At 61.6% G+C, this 15,454-nt stretch carries 16 protein-coding genes; 6 read left to right on the forward strand and 10 right to left on the reverse strand.

All coding sequences use genetic code 11. The features are described from left to right. Positions 1 to 23 precede the first annotated feature (23 nt). Entirely contained in the window at positions 24 to 380 is a 357-nt protein-coding gene (locus HS101_14070; protein MBE7507392.1) for a hypothetical protein, read from the reverse strand. A gap of 281 nt (positions 381 to 661) precedes the next feature. Between HS101_14070 and infA the strand changes: the two genes are divergently transcribed. Then, positions 662 to 886: a translation initiation factor IF-1 gene (gene infA, locus HS101_14075; GenBank protein MBE7507393.1), complete on the forward strand. Its 225-nt coding sequence runs from the start codon at positions 662 to 664 to the stop codon at positions 884 to 886. Between the two features lie 33 nt (positions 887 to 919). Here the strand turns inward: infA and HS101_14080 are convergent, their stop codons facing one another. The 4 genes from HS101_14080 to recA form a co-directional block, all read right to left on the reverse strand. Next, complete coding sequence (locus tag HS101_14080; protein ID MBE7507394.1) at positions 920 to 1,777, reverse strand: PhoH family protein; 858 nt, start codon at positions 1,775 to 1,777, stop codon at positions 920 to 922. Positions 1,778 to 1,911: 134 nt separating this feature from the next. Next, positions 1,912 to 2,823 carry a phosphatidate cytidylyltransferase gene (locus HS101_14085; protein ID MBE7507395.1) on the reverse strand — a complete coding sequence of 304 codons (912 nt, stop codon included), beginning with the start codon at positions 2,821 to 2,823 and terminating at the stop codon, positions 1,912 to 1,914. A gap of 38 nt (positions 2,824 to 2,861) precedes the next feature. Further along, positions 2,862 to 4,172, reverse strand: coding sequence for a hypothetical protein (locus HS101_14090; protein ID MBE7507396.1), 1,311 nt, complete (start codon positions 4,170 to 4,172; stop codon positions 2,862 to 2,864). Beyond that, complete coding sequence (gene recA / locus HS101_14095) at positions 4,169 to 5,335, reverse strand: recombinase RecA (GenBank protein MBE7507397.1); 1,167 nt, start codon at positions 5,333 to 5,335, stop codon at positions 4,169 to 4,171. Before recA ends, HS101_14090 begins: the two co-directional genes overlap by 4 nt. Before the next feature lie 315 nt (positions 5,336 to 5,650). Between recA and HS101_14100 the strand changes: the two genes are divergently transcribed. Next, entirely contained in the window at positions 5,651 to 6,742 is a 1,092-nt protein-coding gene (locus HS101_14100; protein MBE7507398.1) for an NAD-binding protein, read from the forward strand. 19 nt (positions 6,743 to 6,761) lie between these two features. Here HS101_14100 and HS101_14105 read toward each other — a convergent pair whose 3' ends face one another. The 3 genes from HS101_14105 to HS101_14115 are packed head-to-tail and all read right to left on the reverse strand — an operon-like array spanning position 6,762 to position 8,865. Next, entirely contained in the window at positions 6,762 to 7,769 is a 1,008-nt protein-coding gene (locus HS101_14105) for a hypothetical protein (protein MBE7507399.1), read from the reverse strand. 2 nt (positions 7,770 to 7,771) lie between these two features. After that, positions 7,772 to 8,338, reverse strand: coding sequence for a zf-HC2 domain-containing protein (locus tag HS101_14110; protein MBE7507400.1), 567 nt, complete (start codon positions 8,336 to 8,338; stop codon positions 7,772 to 7,774). Further along, entirely contained in the window at positions 8,335 to 8,865 is a 531-nt protein-coding gene (locus tag HS101_14115; protein ID MBE7507401.1) for a sigma-70 family RNA polymerase sigma factor, read from the reverse strand. The genes HS101_14110 and HS101_14115 overlap by 4 nt, the downstream gene beginning before the upstream one ends. A 263-nt stretch (positions 8,866 to 9,128) precedes the next feature. Between HS101_14115 and HS101_14120 the strand changes: the two genes are divergently transcribed. After that, positions 9,129 to 9,392: a PEP-CTERM sorting domain-containing protein gene (locus tag HS101_14120; protein MBE7507402.1), complete on the forward strand. Its 264-nt coding sequence runs from the start codon at positions 9,129 to 9,131 to the stop codon at positions 9,390 to 9,392. On the opposite strand, the gene HS101_14125 is transcribed toward HS101_14120, so the two are convergent. Beyond that, complete coding sequence (locus HS101_14125) at positions 9,377 to 11,023, reverse strand: hypothetical protein (GenBank protein ID MBE7507403.1); 1,647 nt, start codon at positions 11,021 to 11,023, stop codon at positions 9,377 to 9,379. The genes HS101_14120 and HS101_14125 overlap by 16 nt on opposite strands. Then, positions 11,020 to 11,871: an NAD(+)/NADH kinase gene (locus HS101_14130; protein MBE7507404.1), complete on the reverse strand. Its 852-nt coding sequence runs from the start codon at positions 11,869 to 11,871 to the stop codon at positions 11,020 to 11,022. The genes HS101_14125 and HS101_14130 overlap by 4 nt, the downstream gene beginning before the upstream one ends. Positions 11,872 to 12,230: 359 nt before the next feature. Between HS101_14130 and HS101_14135 the strand changes: the two genes are divergently transcribed. The 3 genes from HS101_14135 to HS101_14145 are packed head-to-tail and all read left to right on the forward strand — an operon-like array spanning position 12,231 to position 15,453. Continuing rightward, the gene (locus HS101_14135) at positions 12,231 to 13,526 is read left to right on the forward strand and encodes a type II secretion system F family protein (protein ID MBE7507405.1); all 1,296 of its coding nucleotides are present in this window, start codon (positions 12,231 to 12,233) and stop codon (positions 13,524 to 13,526) included. Between the two features lie 59 nt (positions 13,527 to 13,585). After that, positions 13,586 to 14,464, forward strand: a complete 879-nt coding sequence (locus HS101_14140; GenBank protein ID MBE7507406.1) for a type II secretion system protein — start codon at positions 13,586 to 13,588, stop codon at positions 14,462 to 14,464. After that, the gene (locus HS101_14145; GenBank protein MBE7507407.1) at positions 14,461 to 15,453 is read left to right on the forward strand and encodes a type II secretion system protein; all 993 of its coding nucleotides are present in this window, start codon (positions 14,461 to 14,463) and stop codon (positions 15,451 to 15,453) included. Before HS101_14140 ends, HS101_14145 begins: the two co-directional genes overlap by 4 nt. Position 15,454: the final 1 nt, after the last annotated feature.

Raw genomic sequence — 15,454 nt, forward strand, 5'->3', positions numbered from 1 at the left:
GCGGCACCGCACTTCAGGCTTGATTATTTCTTCTTGAGTGTCTGCTTGTCTTTTCCATCGCGGATCTCAAGCGTCTGCCCCATCATCATGTAAGTAGCGCCGTACTTCCGCTCGGGCTTTCCGGGATTCTTTAGCTTCAATTCGACACCATTGAAGTCGTAGGTCCCCGCGAGCCGAACATTCTCTTCGCCCTCCTTGGCCGAGGCGACATAGGTTCCGTTGTCATTGAAAGTCGCGTTGGTAATGAAGAACTTGGCATCATCGGCCTTGCCCGTGTTCTCCCATGTGCCGACCAGGGCGTTACTGCACCCGGCAGTGACGAATCCCAGCCCCAGGAGGCAAAACAGTCTCAATTTGGCGACCAATCCGTTTGGTTTCATGGTGATTCCTTTCGATACATCCGCGGCCATACATCTCGGCCGCTTAGGCGCAAGCTAAATCTCCAAAGCGTCACTGTCAACGCTGGTATGGCCGTCCCTTGGCCCGGCGTGTTGTTCTTAGCACGGAAGTCCGCTAGAATAGCGGGGCTAGTCCCGATGGTCCCGACATGGACGGGACGACTGCCCGGTGACACGACTCCGCGGGCGGGCAATTCCGGATCAAACCGGATGGTCAATCTGACCGATAGATTTCAGCGTGCGGAGTCGCTTTAGAAGGTTGTATGGCGAACACAGAAGCAATTGAAGTCGAAGCGGAAGTCCTGCAGGCCCTGCCGAATACCATGTTTCGCTGCGAGTTTGAACTCGCCGGCAAGAAGCAGCTCGTCCTCGGTCACATCTCCGGCAGGCTCCGCAAGAACTTCATTCGCATTCTGCCCGGCGACAAGGTCCGCGTCGAGCTCTCACCCTACGACCTCACCCGCGGCCGCATCACCCGTCGCCTGTAATTCGCGGCGCCCCCCGTTGATCTCCCCCCGAAGTCAGATCCCCGATTTCTTCGTTCGATCGCCGTACGCCTGGACGATCCGCGTCACCAGTTTATGACGGACGATGTCCAGCTCGCTGAGCCGGACCACCGCAATGCCTTCCACATTGGAGAGGCGGCGCACCGCGTCGGCCAGGCCGCTGGCACTCTTGCTCTCCAGATCGGACTGGCTGTCGTCGCCGGTGATGATCATCTTGCTGTGCTCGCCCATGCGCGTCAGAAACATCAGCATTTGCGGAATGGTCGCGTTCTGCGCCTCGTCGAGGATGATCGCCGCGTTATTCAGCGTACGGCCCCGCATGAAGGCCAGCGGAATCACTTCAATGGCATCGTTCAGCATGAATCGCTTGATCTGCTCGAACTCCATCATGTCGTGCATCGCGTCGAAGAGCGGACGCAGGTATGGATTCACCTTCGCCTGCATGTCTCCGGGCAGGTAGCCGAGCTTTTCGCCCGCCTCCACCGCGGGTCGTGCGAGGACGATTCGCTTGAGCCGGCCGACTTTGAGCAGCGACAGCGCCATCGCAACTGCCAGATAGGTCTTGCCCGTACCCGCCGGACCCAAGCAAAAGCAAAGGTCGTTTTCGGCGATCGCTCGGACATACGCCGCTTGTCCGGCGGTCATCGGCCGAATGGCGGCCGAATGGCGATAGACGTGAATCGCGCCGGTGTCGTGCCGCGATTGCTGCGCCGCCAGCGACTCGAGCGCTTTCGCGACCGCGTCCTTTTCCAATCGACCCTTGTGCTTGAGCGTTTCCTGAAGTGACTCGATCAACGTGGCCGTCTTGGTGACGGCATCGGCGTCACCGACGAGCTTCAGTGTCGAGTCCCGCGCGAAAATCTTGACGCCCATTGCCTCGCGGATGGCGCGCAGGTTGCTGTCAGCCGGCCCGAACAATTCAATCCGTCGGTCAACCGGGGCGTCGAGTGTGATGACCAATTCCAAGTGGCCAGCGGCTCCTTACGCGGCGATCTGCGCCGCGAGCGTTAATGTATCAGAATCCACCATGCCACGGGAGCCGTCAGCAGCACGGAATCGAGAATGTCCAGCACGCCGCCGAAGGCCGGAATCGCCTGGGCCGAGTCCTTGGCCTGTGCGTCGCGTTTGATCAGCGATTCGAGCAAGTCGCCGGTCTGCCCGATCACCGCCATCAGAAACCCGAAAATCGCGGCCCGCCCGACGGTGAGAAAGGCCGGGGGAAATGCCGCAGCCTGGCTCCCGTCGATCCATTTCGCCACGCCGACCGCCAGCACAATCGAAGCGACAACGCCCCCGCAAAGACCCTCCCAGGTCTTCTTGGGCGACAGCCAGATGATGAGCTTGTGCCGACCGATGGCCCGGCCGGTGAAGTAGGCCCCAATGTCACAGATCTTCACGGTGGCGATGAAAAAGAGAACGATGGCGATGCCGTGCGGCGAACCGTCCAACCGAATTGAAACGATGAATTGCGGGAGCAACCCCAGGTACAGCACGGGCCAGATGGACACGGCCATGTCGCCGATCGCTCGGTCAGTCCTCCGTCGAAGCGCGACGAGAAAAAAGACGCCGAACAGGGCCGTGAGCAATGCGCCAACGGTTAACTGGGCAGGGGAGAGCTTCGCCAAGCCCCAATTCCCTGTAAGCCCGCTCTTGCAGAGAAACGGAATGGAAGCAATGAGTGAACTGACGATCGAAGGCCAGAGGGTCAGCGGCTGGTGACCGGCGCCGCGAAAGAGTCGAGTGATTTCCAGCCCGCCCAGGAAAACGAGAACGGCGACGGTGCCAGTCAAGATCGCCCCGTCGAACCTGAATTCCGCCGCATCCTGACTCACCCACGCAGCCAGTCGGCTATCCGCGTAAAGCAGACCGACCAGCACAGCAATGAGAATCGCGCCGAAGAGGAGTCGTTGCCAAAGCATCGGAGAAGATTACCGTGCCGGCGCTGTTTGCAGAAGCTTCAGTTTCCAGCGGCCTGAACAGACCGGCTTTGAAGGAGGTCCGCGAGGTCGATTGACACGACGGGGCAATGCGGAGCCGATTTGCCATCCCGGGAGATCGCCACGTGCATTCGCCGGGCATTTGGCTCGAAAACCACGCTGTGATAGGTTAAGAGGCCGCGCTTGCCCGGCGGCGTTTCCTGAGCCACGCTTACCAAGAGCTTCCACGCCCCATCGACATCGAGCCGCTTCGATTCCTTCGACACCGCACTAAGCTGCTCATTGAGCCGTGCATACCGGTCACATGGCTCCGGCTCGGCACGCTTGCGGTAGTGATTCGTGGCGATCTGAAAGCCGGGATCGGCTTTCTTCTTTCCGGCGACCGCTGCCGCCCGAACCGTAACGCCGGATGAATCAAACATGCTTCCGTCATACTCAAAGACAATCGACGGACGACTTCGCCCTGTCAGATAGGGCGCGGACAAGACGACGTTGTTGCCGACCCTGCTCAAGCACTTCGAGAGAATGTCTCGTCCGTCCATCGCCGCCGTCTCGGCATGGGCTGACTCGATCACCTGCCGCAACGAGAGACCGCGCGGGGTAAATCCGATGGGCATGGATGGCCCGTCGGTATGCACGTCGTGCATGCACACGCTGACGCCCTCGGCATTCATCCCTGTCAGACAGCCGATGAACCCCGGCCACGTGACGGAAACCCAGGGTATCTGCTTTTCGCTCGCGTCGGGAATTTGTACGATGAGAATCTGTCCGCCTTCGAGGGCTCGCAGACTGTGCCAGTCGAGATTTCGCCCGCTGATCGTGTCTCCATCCTTCGTCAGCGGTCCCCAGGCCGCGAATGACGAACAAGCCACCCGGGAAATTTCCGGAATGCAATTGATCGTGACCAGATCGTCGAACTCAATCGCCCGACCCAGCCGAGACAAGTACCCGCCATCCGGAAGCTTTGCCCGGATACCTGAGAGCATGCCTTCAAGCTCCTCCTTGAATCGCGGCGCGACGGCCATCGTCCGGAGCATGGCCCGCGCCTTTTGCTCGTAGAGCTTCGCGCCCTCTTCGCCCGGTGTGATCTCCTCCAGATAGCCGTTCAGGAGGCGAACGATCTCATCGCCGAGGAAGTAGCCGTGAGCGTAACCCCGCTCCTTCGCCGTCCCCCAGATGCGGAGCACGCGAAGCGACCCGACCTCGCGGATTTCCCCGTGAGCGCGCGCTTCAGTCCCGGCGTCGCCGCGCGCGAGCGACCCGGGAACCAGTACGCACGCTGCGATCAGCGCGATCGCCGCCGTGCGAATGAGCGGCCTGTGTATTTTCACCTTGCCCCTACCGCCGTCTTACGCCCGACCGCGCCGGGTCGGCCCTTTACCGCGGGAACGGACTTGCTCACCGGCGCTTCGACTTTTCCCGCGGGTTCCGCCTTGCTCGTTGCCTGGGCCTCTTTGGCCTCTTTGGCATCCTTCTCGGCCTCCGGCTTCGCTCCGCCGAGCAGCCCGTTCACCTCGAGAATCTTGATCCGAATCTCCTCGAAGAGCTGCGGATTGTCCTTGAGGAAGACCTTGGCGTTTTCCTTGCCCTGTCCAAGCTGAACGTCGCCGTATCGCAGCCACGCCCCCTGTCGCTCGATGAGCGTATGTTTGATGCCCAGTTCGATGAGATCGCCCTCCCGGCTGATGCCGGAGTCGAACATGATGTCGAACAGGGTCTCGCGAAAGGGCGGAGCGACCTTGTTCTTGACCACGCGGGCCTTCACCTGGCTGCCGGTGACCTTGTCGCCCTCCTTGATCGAGGCGATGCGTCGCACGTCGATGCGGATCGAACTGTAGAACTTCAGGGCCCTACCGCCCGGCGTCGTCTCAGGACTGCCGAACATCACACCGATTTTCTCGCGAATCTGGTTGATGAAGATGACGATCGATCGACTTTTGGCGATGCCCGCCGTCAGTTTTCGCATGCCTTGGCTCATCAGCCGGGCCTGCACGCCGACCGAGGCCTGCCCCATCTCGCCCTCCAACTCGCTCTTGGGTGTCAGGGCGGCGACCGAGTCCACGACGATCACGTCGACCGCGTTCGATCGGACGAGCATGTCGGTAATCTCCAGCGCCTGCTCGCCGCAGTCCGGCTGGCTCACCAGGAGCGTCTCGGGGTTCACGCCGCAGCGCTTCATCCAGGCGGGGTCCAGTGCGTGTTCCGCGTCGACAAAGGCCGCCACCCCGTCGGCCCGCTGCGCCGCGGCGATGACGTGCAGCGCCAGCGTCGTCTTGCCGCTCGACTCGGGACCGAAGATCTCGACGATTCTCCCCCGCGGCAGGCCCGCTCCGCCGAGGGCCAGGTCCAGCGAAAGGGCTCCCGTGCTGATGCCGTCCTTGGCCGCGGAGAGATTCGCGTCCAATTGCATGATGGCGCCTTTGCCATAGGTCTTCTCGATTTGTTGCAGGGCCCGATCCAGTGCCTGCTGCCGTTTGCCGTCACCACTAGACATAGATATTTCTCCCGTCGGTCCAGTTTTCGTGAGGCGACGCACCCTCGGCGGCTCCTTCCGCCGGCGCATCGCACATCTGTTATCATGCCACCATATCGGGCGGGAGGCAAGCACATTTTTAGGAAAATGTTAGGTACACCCGAATAGGGGGTTTTGGCGGACCGGACGTCCGCCCTTCGCGGCGGTTTCTCGCCGACCCATCTGCCCCATGTGGGACTCGGCCGGCTTGTACGCTCGGCGCCCGCGGATTAGGTTCCGACGCCATGGGGGCGGTTGTCGAAGACAAGGGCCGTGTGCCAGCGGCCTTGCAGCCCCATGAACCAACTCCATATCGATCAGCTTCAGGCTCCGCAGTCCGGAAGGAGTCGGCTTAAGATTCGCCTCTGGCGAGAGTGGTGCTTCTATCGCGCTGCCCTGGGCCACCTGTGGAAGCGGCTCCTGCTGATGCTGGCCATACTCCTGGCCGGCGGCTTCGCCTTTCGGGCTATGGAGCCGGAAAAGCAACTCTCCCTTCCCAAGGCCACCTATTACACCTTCAGCCTGATCTTCGGCGAGCCGCCCGAGGAGTTCCCGGAATCCGTTCTGCTACAGGTAATGTTCTTCCTCGTGCCCATCCTGGGCCTCACCGTCATCATCGAGGGAATCGTCGATCTGGCCGTGCTGGTGGGAGACCGTCGGCGATTTGAAAGGAGCTGGTGTGCGACCATGGCGGCATCATTGACCAACCACATCATTCTCATCGGGCTCGGTAAGCTCGGCTATCGCACTTATCGCCTCCTGCACCGCCTCGGCGAGCCGATCGTGGTCATCGAGCGCGATGCTCAGTGCCAGTTTCTCGACACGATTCGCCGAAACGGCACGCCGCTGCTCATCGGCGACGCCCGCCGCAATGCCCTGCTGGAAGACGCGAATATCCGCCACGCCAAGAGCATCGTCCTCGCGGCCGACGATGACCTTGCCAATCTGGAAATCGCCCTGGATGCTCGCGGCATGAAGCCGGACATCCGCGTGGTCTTGCGCATGTTCGACCAGAACATGGCCGACAAGATCCGCCAGGGGTTCGACATTCACATTGCCATGAGCCAGTCAGCGATCAGCGCGCCGGCCTTCGCCGTCGCCGCGATCGAGTCCTCCATCGTCGGCAGCTTCATCGTCGGCGAGCAGCTCATCGTCATGCAGCGATGGGACGTCCGCGAGGAAGGCCCCTTCGCCAGCAAGACCGTCGGGCAGATCATGACGCAGTTCGGCGTCGGCGTGACTCAGCATTCCCCGGCAGGCGGTGGGGAGATTCGCCTGTTTCCGCCGCCCGACACGGTCATTCAGCCCGGAGACGTTCTTCTGCTGCAGGCGCCCTATCACACGATTCAGGGGCTAAGGTCGCGTGTGACGGCTCATTCCCACGCATGATAGTTCACTACGTTTCAAGCTACGGGGTGGCCCGCACGGCAAGCATGACCGACTGCCCTTCCGCCAAGCCCGCCGGTGAGCCGCCGACGACGATGCACTGACCGGGGGTCAACACGATTTCCGTCTTTAATTCGAAAGTACCGGTAGCCCGACTGGTTGAGAAACCACTGGTGACACTTGGCACAGTAGTGACTTGTTCGATCCTCACGTTTGCCTCTACCTCCAAACGGACCGGTTCGCCTTTCGCGGCGTCCTGGACCCGACCTTGAACATTGACAGACACCGTATCAGCGACGCGTCCCTCGACTTTGAATTTTCCCCCCTCCGTGGCATCCGCAAACAACCGACCCAGAAGCTTGACGCGGCCGAATCGGGACAGTTCGTTGGCCACCTCTTGTAAGTCCTCCGGCATTACGGGCTTTTCATCGGCAGATTTCAGATCAGCGTGGAAGAAGACGAACTCCAGCGCAACACGCTCGGCGGGTCGGTCGAGTTTTTCGACAATCGTCTTCACTGCGGCGAGTACCTTGTTCGAACGGCTCAGAACGATAATGCTCGACCGCGCGTCGTCGGCGGAGAGCCTCAGGATCGACTCGGAAGTTCCGGAGAACACTTGGCGAATATTTGACAAGACGTCGTTTGCCCGCCGATGCTGAATCGGGATGATCGCCAGTTCCGGCTCGGAACCGGTGTCCATGTCCGGGATGTCGAGTTCCTTGAGAAGTTCCGCCACCTGCTCGATCTCGCGCGGCGTTCCCATGAACAGGAGCTTCCCCGTCGCGGGCATGTCCACCACGCGACCTCGCCCGTAGAGTTGGCCGATGTAGTCCGCCAGTTTCGTCGGATGCGCACGGGTAACGGTGAAACACTTCACCTCCGATCCGTCCTGTTCCGAGGCTTGTGCGACCGTGCCGCGACCGCCACGGCCGCGTCCGCCGACATCACCATCCTGCTGCGCAAACGCAATCGGCGAGAAGGCCCACGTTGAAAGCTGTGCAACCGACAGAATGAGAATTCGCATCCACATGATCAAAGTCTCCTTGCGGGATTGAGTTTGGTATCAGTTTCGTCCTTCACCGGAGTCGCCGGGCTCTGGCATTCCCCGTACAGCCACACGATCTGGATTTTCGGATTGGAGGTCTGCACGTTGACCGCGACGCACTCCGGGCCTCCCTTGATGCTGATTTGGGTTGCATCGATTCGGCTGACCATCAGGTCGCCCAGTGGAAGAGGCTGTTCGCTCGCGGCGACGGTCAGGACAGGACTCTCAACACTTCCCGGCTCTTGCGCGATCCTCCATGAACGCGCGAAGTGCGTCCCGGCCCAGACCAACATCACCGCGGCGGCTGCCGTCACGGCGACACGGCCGACGCGCCAACTTCGACTCGACGCTATCCGGGACTCGCCCGTCGCGATTCGATCCGCAAGGACCCCAAGCTCGACCAGGTCGCCCTGCAAATCGACATGCCGCTTGAACCGCGCCCGGCACTCGTCGCAAAAGGCCAGATGATCGTTGACCTCGCCGCGCGCCGATTCATCGAGCAGGCCGTCCAGCCAGTCGTCGAGGCGAATCCGAGTCTTTTCGCAGCCCATCATGATCCAATTCCCTCAAACAATTCTGAGAGCTTCTTCCGCGCCAGATGCACGTGACCCCTCACCGCCGCTTCCGACAATTCCATGACCACGGCAATCTCCGCGTAGCTAATCTGCTCCATGCTCCGAAGCGTGATTACCAACCGTTGTTGCGCCGGCAGCCGCGAGATCTCCAGTCGAATCCGCTCCAGTCGCTCGCGATGCTGGGCGATGTCTGACGGTGTCTCGGTTGTCTTTGCATCAATCCACGGCCCCAGCGGTTCAGCGCGCCGCCTCCGACGAAGATTCAGACACAAGTTGCCGACCGTCCGAAGCATCCACGGTTCGAATCTCTCCTCATCGAATCCCAAGCCCGACGACACCGCGATGCGGAAGGCCTCCTGCACGAGTTCGTCCGCGTCCGCGGTATTCCAGACGAGCTTGACCGCGAGCCGGGTCGCGCGCTGCCTCAGGGCGTCGATGCGCAGAGACGTCACCGAGTCCGCAGCCGATGCCGGCGCCTGTCTCGATTGATTTGGGACGTCCGGCATTCCCTGTGTCCGTTCTCTCACGGGCCATCCATGACATACTGTTATGAGCCGCTGATTCGTTTGACTTGTACCGTGGTTTTTTTCTCGGTCGCAGTGTCTCTCGAACCCGACGGCCCCTGCTCAACGCGCCGCAAACCCCGACCGCAGCGGAGTATATGAGACGTAGGCACCTTTCTGAATTTTTCGTTTTCTCGATGACCCGAATCGTAAAATAATCTTGGAGTGGTCGCCTTCCAGCGCGAACTCCATTGGGGGAACAGGGGATGACAACAACAGATTCCAAGACAACAGATGGCACAACACGTTGCCGCCTGCTCGCGCCGCTGGCCCTGCTCGTTGGGGCCTCACTGTGCCTTACAGTAATCCTGTGGGCAACACCGGTTCGCGGTGACATCGAACAGAAATCCGAGTTCGATTCCCGCGCCGTCGTCGTTCCGGAGCCGGCAACACTCGCCTACGTCGCCGTCACGGCCGTAGCGCTCTTCCGCCGTCGTCGCCCCAAGACCATCCATCAGGGTCGCAGGTAATAGACACCCAACACCGGGTCCTTCTCCGCCGCGGGGTTCGGCGGATAGCACTCATCCGGCGACTCAGGCAGCGGCGTCGGACTAATCTTCTTGAACGCCCACACTTTCAACGGCGTCTGCCACTGGCTTCGAAACTCGGCTAATAGTTCGTAGTGCGCGGCATCGCGCAGTCGGTCCAACTCAATTCGGTGATAATCACTTCCGCTGTATTCCGAGTCCCACAAGACAACTGTTCCCACCGGCATCGAAGCGAGAAGCGTCGGGCCTTTGTGCGCCCGGGGATTCTCAATCAGATCGAGGTGCAACGAGAACCACGGATTCGTCGCAAAGAACGGGCCATCTGAGTACCCCTGCTTCTGCAGCCATCTGGCGATGTCGCGGGTGAAGCGCTGCGCCCCCCGCTCGCGCAGCGGCGTGACAATCACGATCCACTGAGCCAGCACGGTCAGGCCCAGCACCCCCAGTCCCGCGCGCCGGGCCCACGCCGATCGGGCAGCGCGTCCGAGCCAAAGCGCCAGCACCACAATCGCCAGGACGCAAATTCTCAGTGACCAGATGAGTCGATCGTCCATAACGAAGCGGCCCGACGTTCGCTGTTGCTCGATCGCCGCGAGCCCGATGAGCCACACCGCCGCAATGACCACCCACGGCCCGTATGAACGGCGGCCGCTCCCGGAGAATGCCCTCAATTCCTCAAGGCCCGCCGTCGCGAGAATGGCGGCCAGCGGCGCGACCGTCACCATGAATCGCCCATAGCCGCCGCTCGCGAACACGCCGAACCATCGAACGAGGATGTGCGTTAACAGAAATGTGCCCGCCAGCGCAGGCGTCAGCCACTCGCCGCGCCGCCACAATGCCGCCCCACCGATGATCGCCAGCGCCAGGATCAGCGGCGTCATCGCGTAGAGCGCATCCGGCACATAGCCAAGCGGCCCGGCGGGAAGATACTCCGTCGATCCGGTGGCGTGCCTGAAGATGGAGAACGGCCAAGTCCCGAACGTCGCGAAGAACGTGACATTGTGCGCGATCGGTGCAAGCGCCGTGGCGAATGCCGCCGCGAAAAACCTTGCCGTGCCGCCGCCCGCCATCCAGACGCCGACCATCCAAACCGGCAGCAATGCCGCCGCTTCATGCCGCGTCACCAAAAGCAAGGAGAACATCACTGAACCGCTGACGACCCGCTTCGTTTGGAGCAGCGCCGCCGCAGCGACGAGATAGAGTCCCGCGAAGTTCTCCGTCAGCGTCGTCGTGGCCAACACACTGGCAAGCGGCTGCGCATAACAAAGCACCACCACCAGCCACGGTCGCGCCACACCCAGTCGCATTGCCAGCCGCGCGGCGATCAGTGCCGATGCCGCGGTCGCAACCGCCGACAGCAAACGCGCGCCATGCCATGCCGTATCAATATCCGGCAGCCACGACACCGCGAATAGCGGGATCGTCAATCCCGGCCTTCCCCAAACGTGCAGCAGATATGAAGGAAACCACCCCGCCCATCGAGCAAAGAGAAAGTGCGTCAGGTCGTCATCCTGATATACGCCCCTTGATGCAAGCCCCAGGGCCGCCGTCAGCAGGAAGAACGCGCCGAGCGTCAGCGCGAGCCATCGCCCCGGTTCGGCCGGCCTTGTCACGTCAGCGCCTGGCCCCACTTGAGCTTCTGAACCAGCGTGTCCCAGCTCTTGCGCTGCGGATTGCGCACGAGAAGGAAGCTGCTCGATGAACGCCGCAGTTCAATCCGCGTCCCACCTGGAATCGGGCACACATACTGTCCGTCCAGGACCATCGCCGCGCCTTCGCTCGTCATCCGAACCGCGATCGAAACAACCGACTGCGGCCCCACCACCACCGGCCGATGCGTCATCGAGTGGGGGCACAACGGAGTCAGAATAATCGCCTCAACATCCGGCTGAACAATCGGCCCTCCGCACGACATATTGTGTGCCGTCGAGCCCGTCGGCGTCGCGATGATGAGCCCGTCGCTCACAATCGTCGTCACCGGATGATCGTCAATGTCCACCGACAGCCCCACCGTTCGAAACGGCTCGGCCACGCGAATGACGCAATCGTTCAGCGCGACGCCCGCAAGGCGCTTGTCCTTGGAATCGGTCAGCCAGACATCGAGCATCATGCGCTGCGTGACGAGTTCCGGGTCGCTCAGAACCTGATCGAAGTGGATCAGCAATTCGTCAGCAGTGAAGTTGGCGAGGTAGCCGAGCTTCCCCATGTTGACGCCGACGATCGGCACCTGCTTATGCTGCATCGCCTGACCCACGGAAAGGATCGTCCCATCGCCGCCCAGCGCGATCACCATGTCCGGCCCGGCTTTCATGATCTCCCCGAGCTTGCAGTCGAGGTCCGAACCCACCAGCAGACCCTTCGATTCGAGCATGCCACGCAAACGGGAAAATGTCTCAGGCACCCCCGGCTTGGCCGCATTCCCGATAAGAAATATCCGTTTAATCTGAGGGTTCTTCGTCATCCTGGGCTCCAGCCCCTTCGAGCTATGCCGCGAATTATTCGGCGACCACCATTAACCACGAGTCGGCCCTTCATGGCAACTGCGCGCCTCAAATACCCACAAAGCATTGTATGGCCAATATTTACGACCGCAACCCGCCGACCTTCCACCATCCCTCCAACAGCGCCGAGATTGGGCAGACACCTTGCGATCCACAACAATGAAGCAGGATCGCAGGGCTGGGTCGCGGCGGCGGACTTTCTCCGCTAAGCGCGTTTGACGCCGTGGCTTACCTTCTGAACCGCGCTTCGATGGGCTCGTTGAACCGGCCATCGGCGACGGTCGCGATCCCTTGTGGACATTCAGGCGGAGTCGTTGCCATGGCCAAATTCCAGTACGAAGCGATGAACGCGGCGGGTCAGGAAGTCAAAGACGAGATCGACGCGCCGACATCCGAAGACGCGATCGCCAAGATTCGCGGCCTTGGATATTTCCCGACCAAGGTCAAGCAGAAAGGCGGCGCGAAGAAGGCCGCCGCGGCCGGCGCCGGGGGAATGCCCAAGCGCCGAAAAGCGGCACTCGGCAAAGTCTCCACCAAACAGCTCACCCAGTTTACTCGCCAGCTCTCCACGCTCATGGACGCCGGTCTGCCGATTCTTCGCTCGATTCGCATTCTCGAACAGCAGCAAAAGCCCGGCACCCTGCGCGTCGCCCTTCGCTATGTCGGCGAAGACGTGGAAGGCGGCGCGACGCTCTCCGAGGCGATGGCCCGCCACCCCAAGGTCTTCGACCGCTTGTACTCAAACATGATCGCCGCCGGCGAGGCGGGCGGTGTGCTCGACGTCATTCTCCAGCGCCTGGCCGACTTCATGGAAAAGGCCCAGAAGCTCAAGCGAAAAGTCATCGGCGCCATGATCTACCCCGTCTGCGTCATCGGCTTCGCCTTCATGATCGTGGCCGGCATCATGTACTTCGTCGTCCCGAAGTTTAAGACCATCTTCGCCGACTTCGACACCGCCCTGCCCGGCATCACCCAGCTCCTCCTCGATATGTCCGACTGGATGGTCGGCGACACCTTGGACGCCAGCGGGCAACCGGCCAAGATGCTCATCCCCGGGTGGGCTTATATCCTCGTATCCCCATTCTTAATGCTCATTACCTACAAGACAGTCATGCGCTTCCAGGGAGGGCGCATGTTCCTCGACATCGTGAAACTCAAAATCCCCATCCTCGGAACGATCCTCAGTAAGTCCGGCGTCGCCAGATTCACCCGTACCCTCGGCACCCTGGTCGCCGCGGGCGTCCCCATCCTTGAGGCGCTCAACATCACCAAAGACACCTCCGGCAACGAGGTGTATGCCCGAGCCTTGGGCAAGGTTCACGACTCCATCCGCGAGGGCGAGTCATTCGCCGGTCCGCTGAAGGCCACCAAGGTCGTCGACAACCTCGTCGTCAATATGATCGACGTCGGCGAAGAAACCGGAGACCTCGACAAGATGCTCATCAAGGTCGCCGACAACTACGACGACGAAGTCGAGACCCTCGTCGCCGGCCTGGTCAGCCTCCTCGAGCCGGTCATGGTCATCGTCCTCGGCGGCATCGTCGGCTTTATCGTCATCGCCCTGTTTCTCCCGATGGTCAGCTTGGTAAACAGCCTGACCGGCGGCGGCGGATGATCGCCTGCGATGGCACTGAGGAGTTCTCGTGTAATGGTTTGCCTGTCAGGACGACAATGATGCGGCTTCAATTGACATCCCGATCGACCCGCTCGCGGCGCCCGGCATGGTCGCTGGCGGAGATTCTGGTCACAACTGGAATCATCGGCGTCCTCGGCGGCGCCCTCGTCGTCGGCAGCCGCGTCGTGAGCGCATCGCGAAAAACCGCGTCCGCGAAGCTGCAACTCCGGCTCATCGCCGAGGCCGCCGACCGCTACGCAGAGTACTGGCCCAAATGGAAAATCGGTTCCGTCACCATTGCCGACAAGGGCTGGCCCGACGCGTTTCCAGGCCGCGTCTTCGCGACGTGCAACAGCACTTTCGGCCCGTTTGAAGAAGTCATGAACTTCAATGACACAATCGATTTGTCCACGCCCGCCGACTGGATTGCTCAGTCAGGTCACATTGTCAATTCAAACGTATGCCTTGCCTATCAACTTCGCGCTTCGGCCGGCAATGGCCCTTTCATTGGCGAACCGCGCGGCGTGAACCTTGTCACCAGCGAGACGGTCGTCGGCGTCGGATCACCCGCTGTTCTCGTCCCGAGTTTCGATACGAGTTGCGTCCCCTCCGGCGGCGCGGCCAAACCCGCCGAAGTCTTTCTCGATCCCTGGGGCACGCCGCTTCGCTATTTCTGGGTATATCGCGACGCCACGCGCACATCCCATCGAGGATTTCTTCCCGTGGACTTCGCGCCGCTCGCAAATGACTCGAGCGCCTATGGCGTCTTCAACATGGCCTTCAACCAGCCCGCGGCGGCGACCGCGACGCAGGTGGCCTCAGGCTACGTCCTGGAGTCCGCCGGTCCCGACAAGAAATTCGGAAACGTCTGGAAGATCAACCCATCCGTACAGGAAATCGCCGACGCGGACGACAATCCGGTCGTCATGCACCCATGAACACGATGCGCTTCGACATTTCGACCGCCTGCCAGACACGCAGCGACCACGCCAGCGCCGCCGCGCCCTCATGCGCGGGTGACTCAGCGCCTTTCTCCCGGGTTGTCCCGCGGAGCGCCTTTACCCTCATCGAAATGCTCGTGACCGTGGCCGTCGTCTCCGTCGCCCTGTCGTTCAGTGCCTTCGCCTTCAACAAGGCGACCGAGGCGAACATTCTCGCCCAGGCGAAGAACGCCGTCCTCACCTATGCCAAGCTCGCCCGAAGCTACGCCATCGCCAACCAGATCGAAACCATGCTGGTCGTAAACCCCTACAACGGCCGCTTCGAAATCTGGCATCTCAATCCGCCGTCCGGAGGCGGGCCCTTCGACGTGTTCTCATCCGGCTCGCCCCCGGCCCCCGTCACCGGCCCGACAAACATGGACAGCTATGCGTTCGCCCCGGTCCTCGACTCCGGCGCCCGCCTGCCGTTCGACCGAAACGGTCGCCCGCTGGCCATCGTCAATCCCATCGATTTCGACGACGACCTGCGCCGTCCCTTCTCCGGCGACACCGACCAGCAGTTGGACAATCTGACATGGGCCGCGTTCTGTTTCAATCGATCGGGCGAACTCGTCATCCGCACGCGCCGGATCGCGACGCGATCCTACACGCTGCGAGACGGCTCGCTTCGTCCGGCCAGCCAGCGCAACCGGCTCATCGATGAAACACCGGACCTGGCGATCTTCATGGACCCGTCCCTGTCTGCCACTGATCGATTCCTGGTCTTCGGCGGCCCCACTGGCGACACGCCGATTACATCGACGCGCGGTTTTGTCATCTCCGAGGGACCGAAGCTCCGGCAGGTAGTGCCTGCAACTACGGAGACCTCCTCTCGCGTCGTCGGGCTCTGGCTGTCCGAGGCCCTGCCCGGCGGGCTCTACGCCGATTTCGCGTCGACCGTCATCCTGAACCGCTACTCCGGCGAAGAACTTACGGGGGACCGCTGAT

The sequence above is a fragment of the Planctomycetia bacterium genome, from assembly GCA_015075745.1.
In the GTDB taxonomy this organism is placed as follows: domain Bacteria; phylum Planctomycetota; class Phycisphaerae; order UBA1845; family UTPLA1; genus UTPLA1.

Coding starts and splice junctions, on each gene's coding strand:
- HS101_14100 (MBE7507398.1), top strand. CDS start 5,651: ATGAACCAACTCCATATCGATCAGCTTCAGGCTCCGCAGTCCGGAAGG.
- infA (MBE7507393.1), top strand. CDS start 662: ATGGCGAACACAGAAGCAATTGAAGTCGAAGCGGAAGTCCTGCAGGCC.
- HS101_14085 (MBE7507395.1), bottom strand. CDS start 2,823: ATGCTTTGGCAACGACTCCTCTTCGGCGCGATTCTCATTGCTGTGCTG.
- HS101_14105 (MBE7507399.1), bottom strand. CDS start 7,769: ATGTGGATGCGAATTCTCATTCTGTCGGTTGCACAGCTTTCAACGTGG.
- HS101_14110 (MBE7507400.1), bottom strand. CDS start 8,338: ATGATGGGCTGCGAAAAGACTCGGATTCGCCTCGACGACTGGCTGGAC.
- HS101_14135 (MBE7507405.1), top strand. CDS start 12,231: ATGGCCAAATTCCAGTACGAAGCGATGAACGCGGCGGGTCAGGAAGTC.
- HS101_14140 (MBE7507406.1), top strand. CDS start 13,586: ATGCGGCTTCAATTGACATCCCGATCGACCCGCTCGCGGCGCCCGGCA.
- HS101_14115 (MBE7507401.1), bottom strand. CDS start 8,865: ATGCCGGACGTCCCAAATCAATCGAGACAGGCGCCGGCATCGGCTGCG.
- HS101_14130 (MBE7507404.1), bottom strand. CDS start 11,871: ATGACGAAGAACCCTCAGATTAAACGGATATTTCTTATCGGGAATGCG.
- HS101_14070 (MBE7507392.1), bottom strand. CDS start 380: ATGAAACCAAACGGATTGGTCGCCAAATTGAGACTGTTTTGCCTCCTG.
- HS101_14120 (MBE7507402.1), top strand. CDS start 9,129: ATGACAACAACAGATTCCAAGACAACAGATGGCACAACACGTTGCCGC.
- HS101_14080 (MBE7507394.1), bottom strand. CDS start 1,777: ATGGGCGTCAAGATTTTCGCGCGGGACTCGACACTGAAGCTCGTCGGT.
- HS101_14145 (MBE7507407.1), top strand. CDS start 14,461: ATGAACACGATGCGCTTCGACATTTCGACCGCCTGCCAGACACGCAGC.
- recA (MBE7507397.1), bottom strand. CDS start 5,335: ATGTCTAGTGGTGACGGCAAACGGCAGCAGGCACTGGATCGGGCCCTG.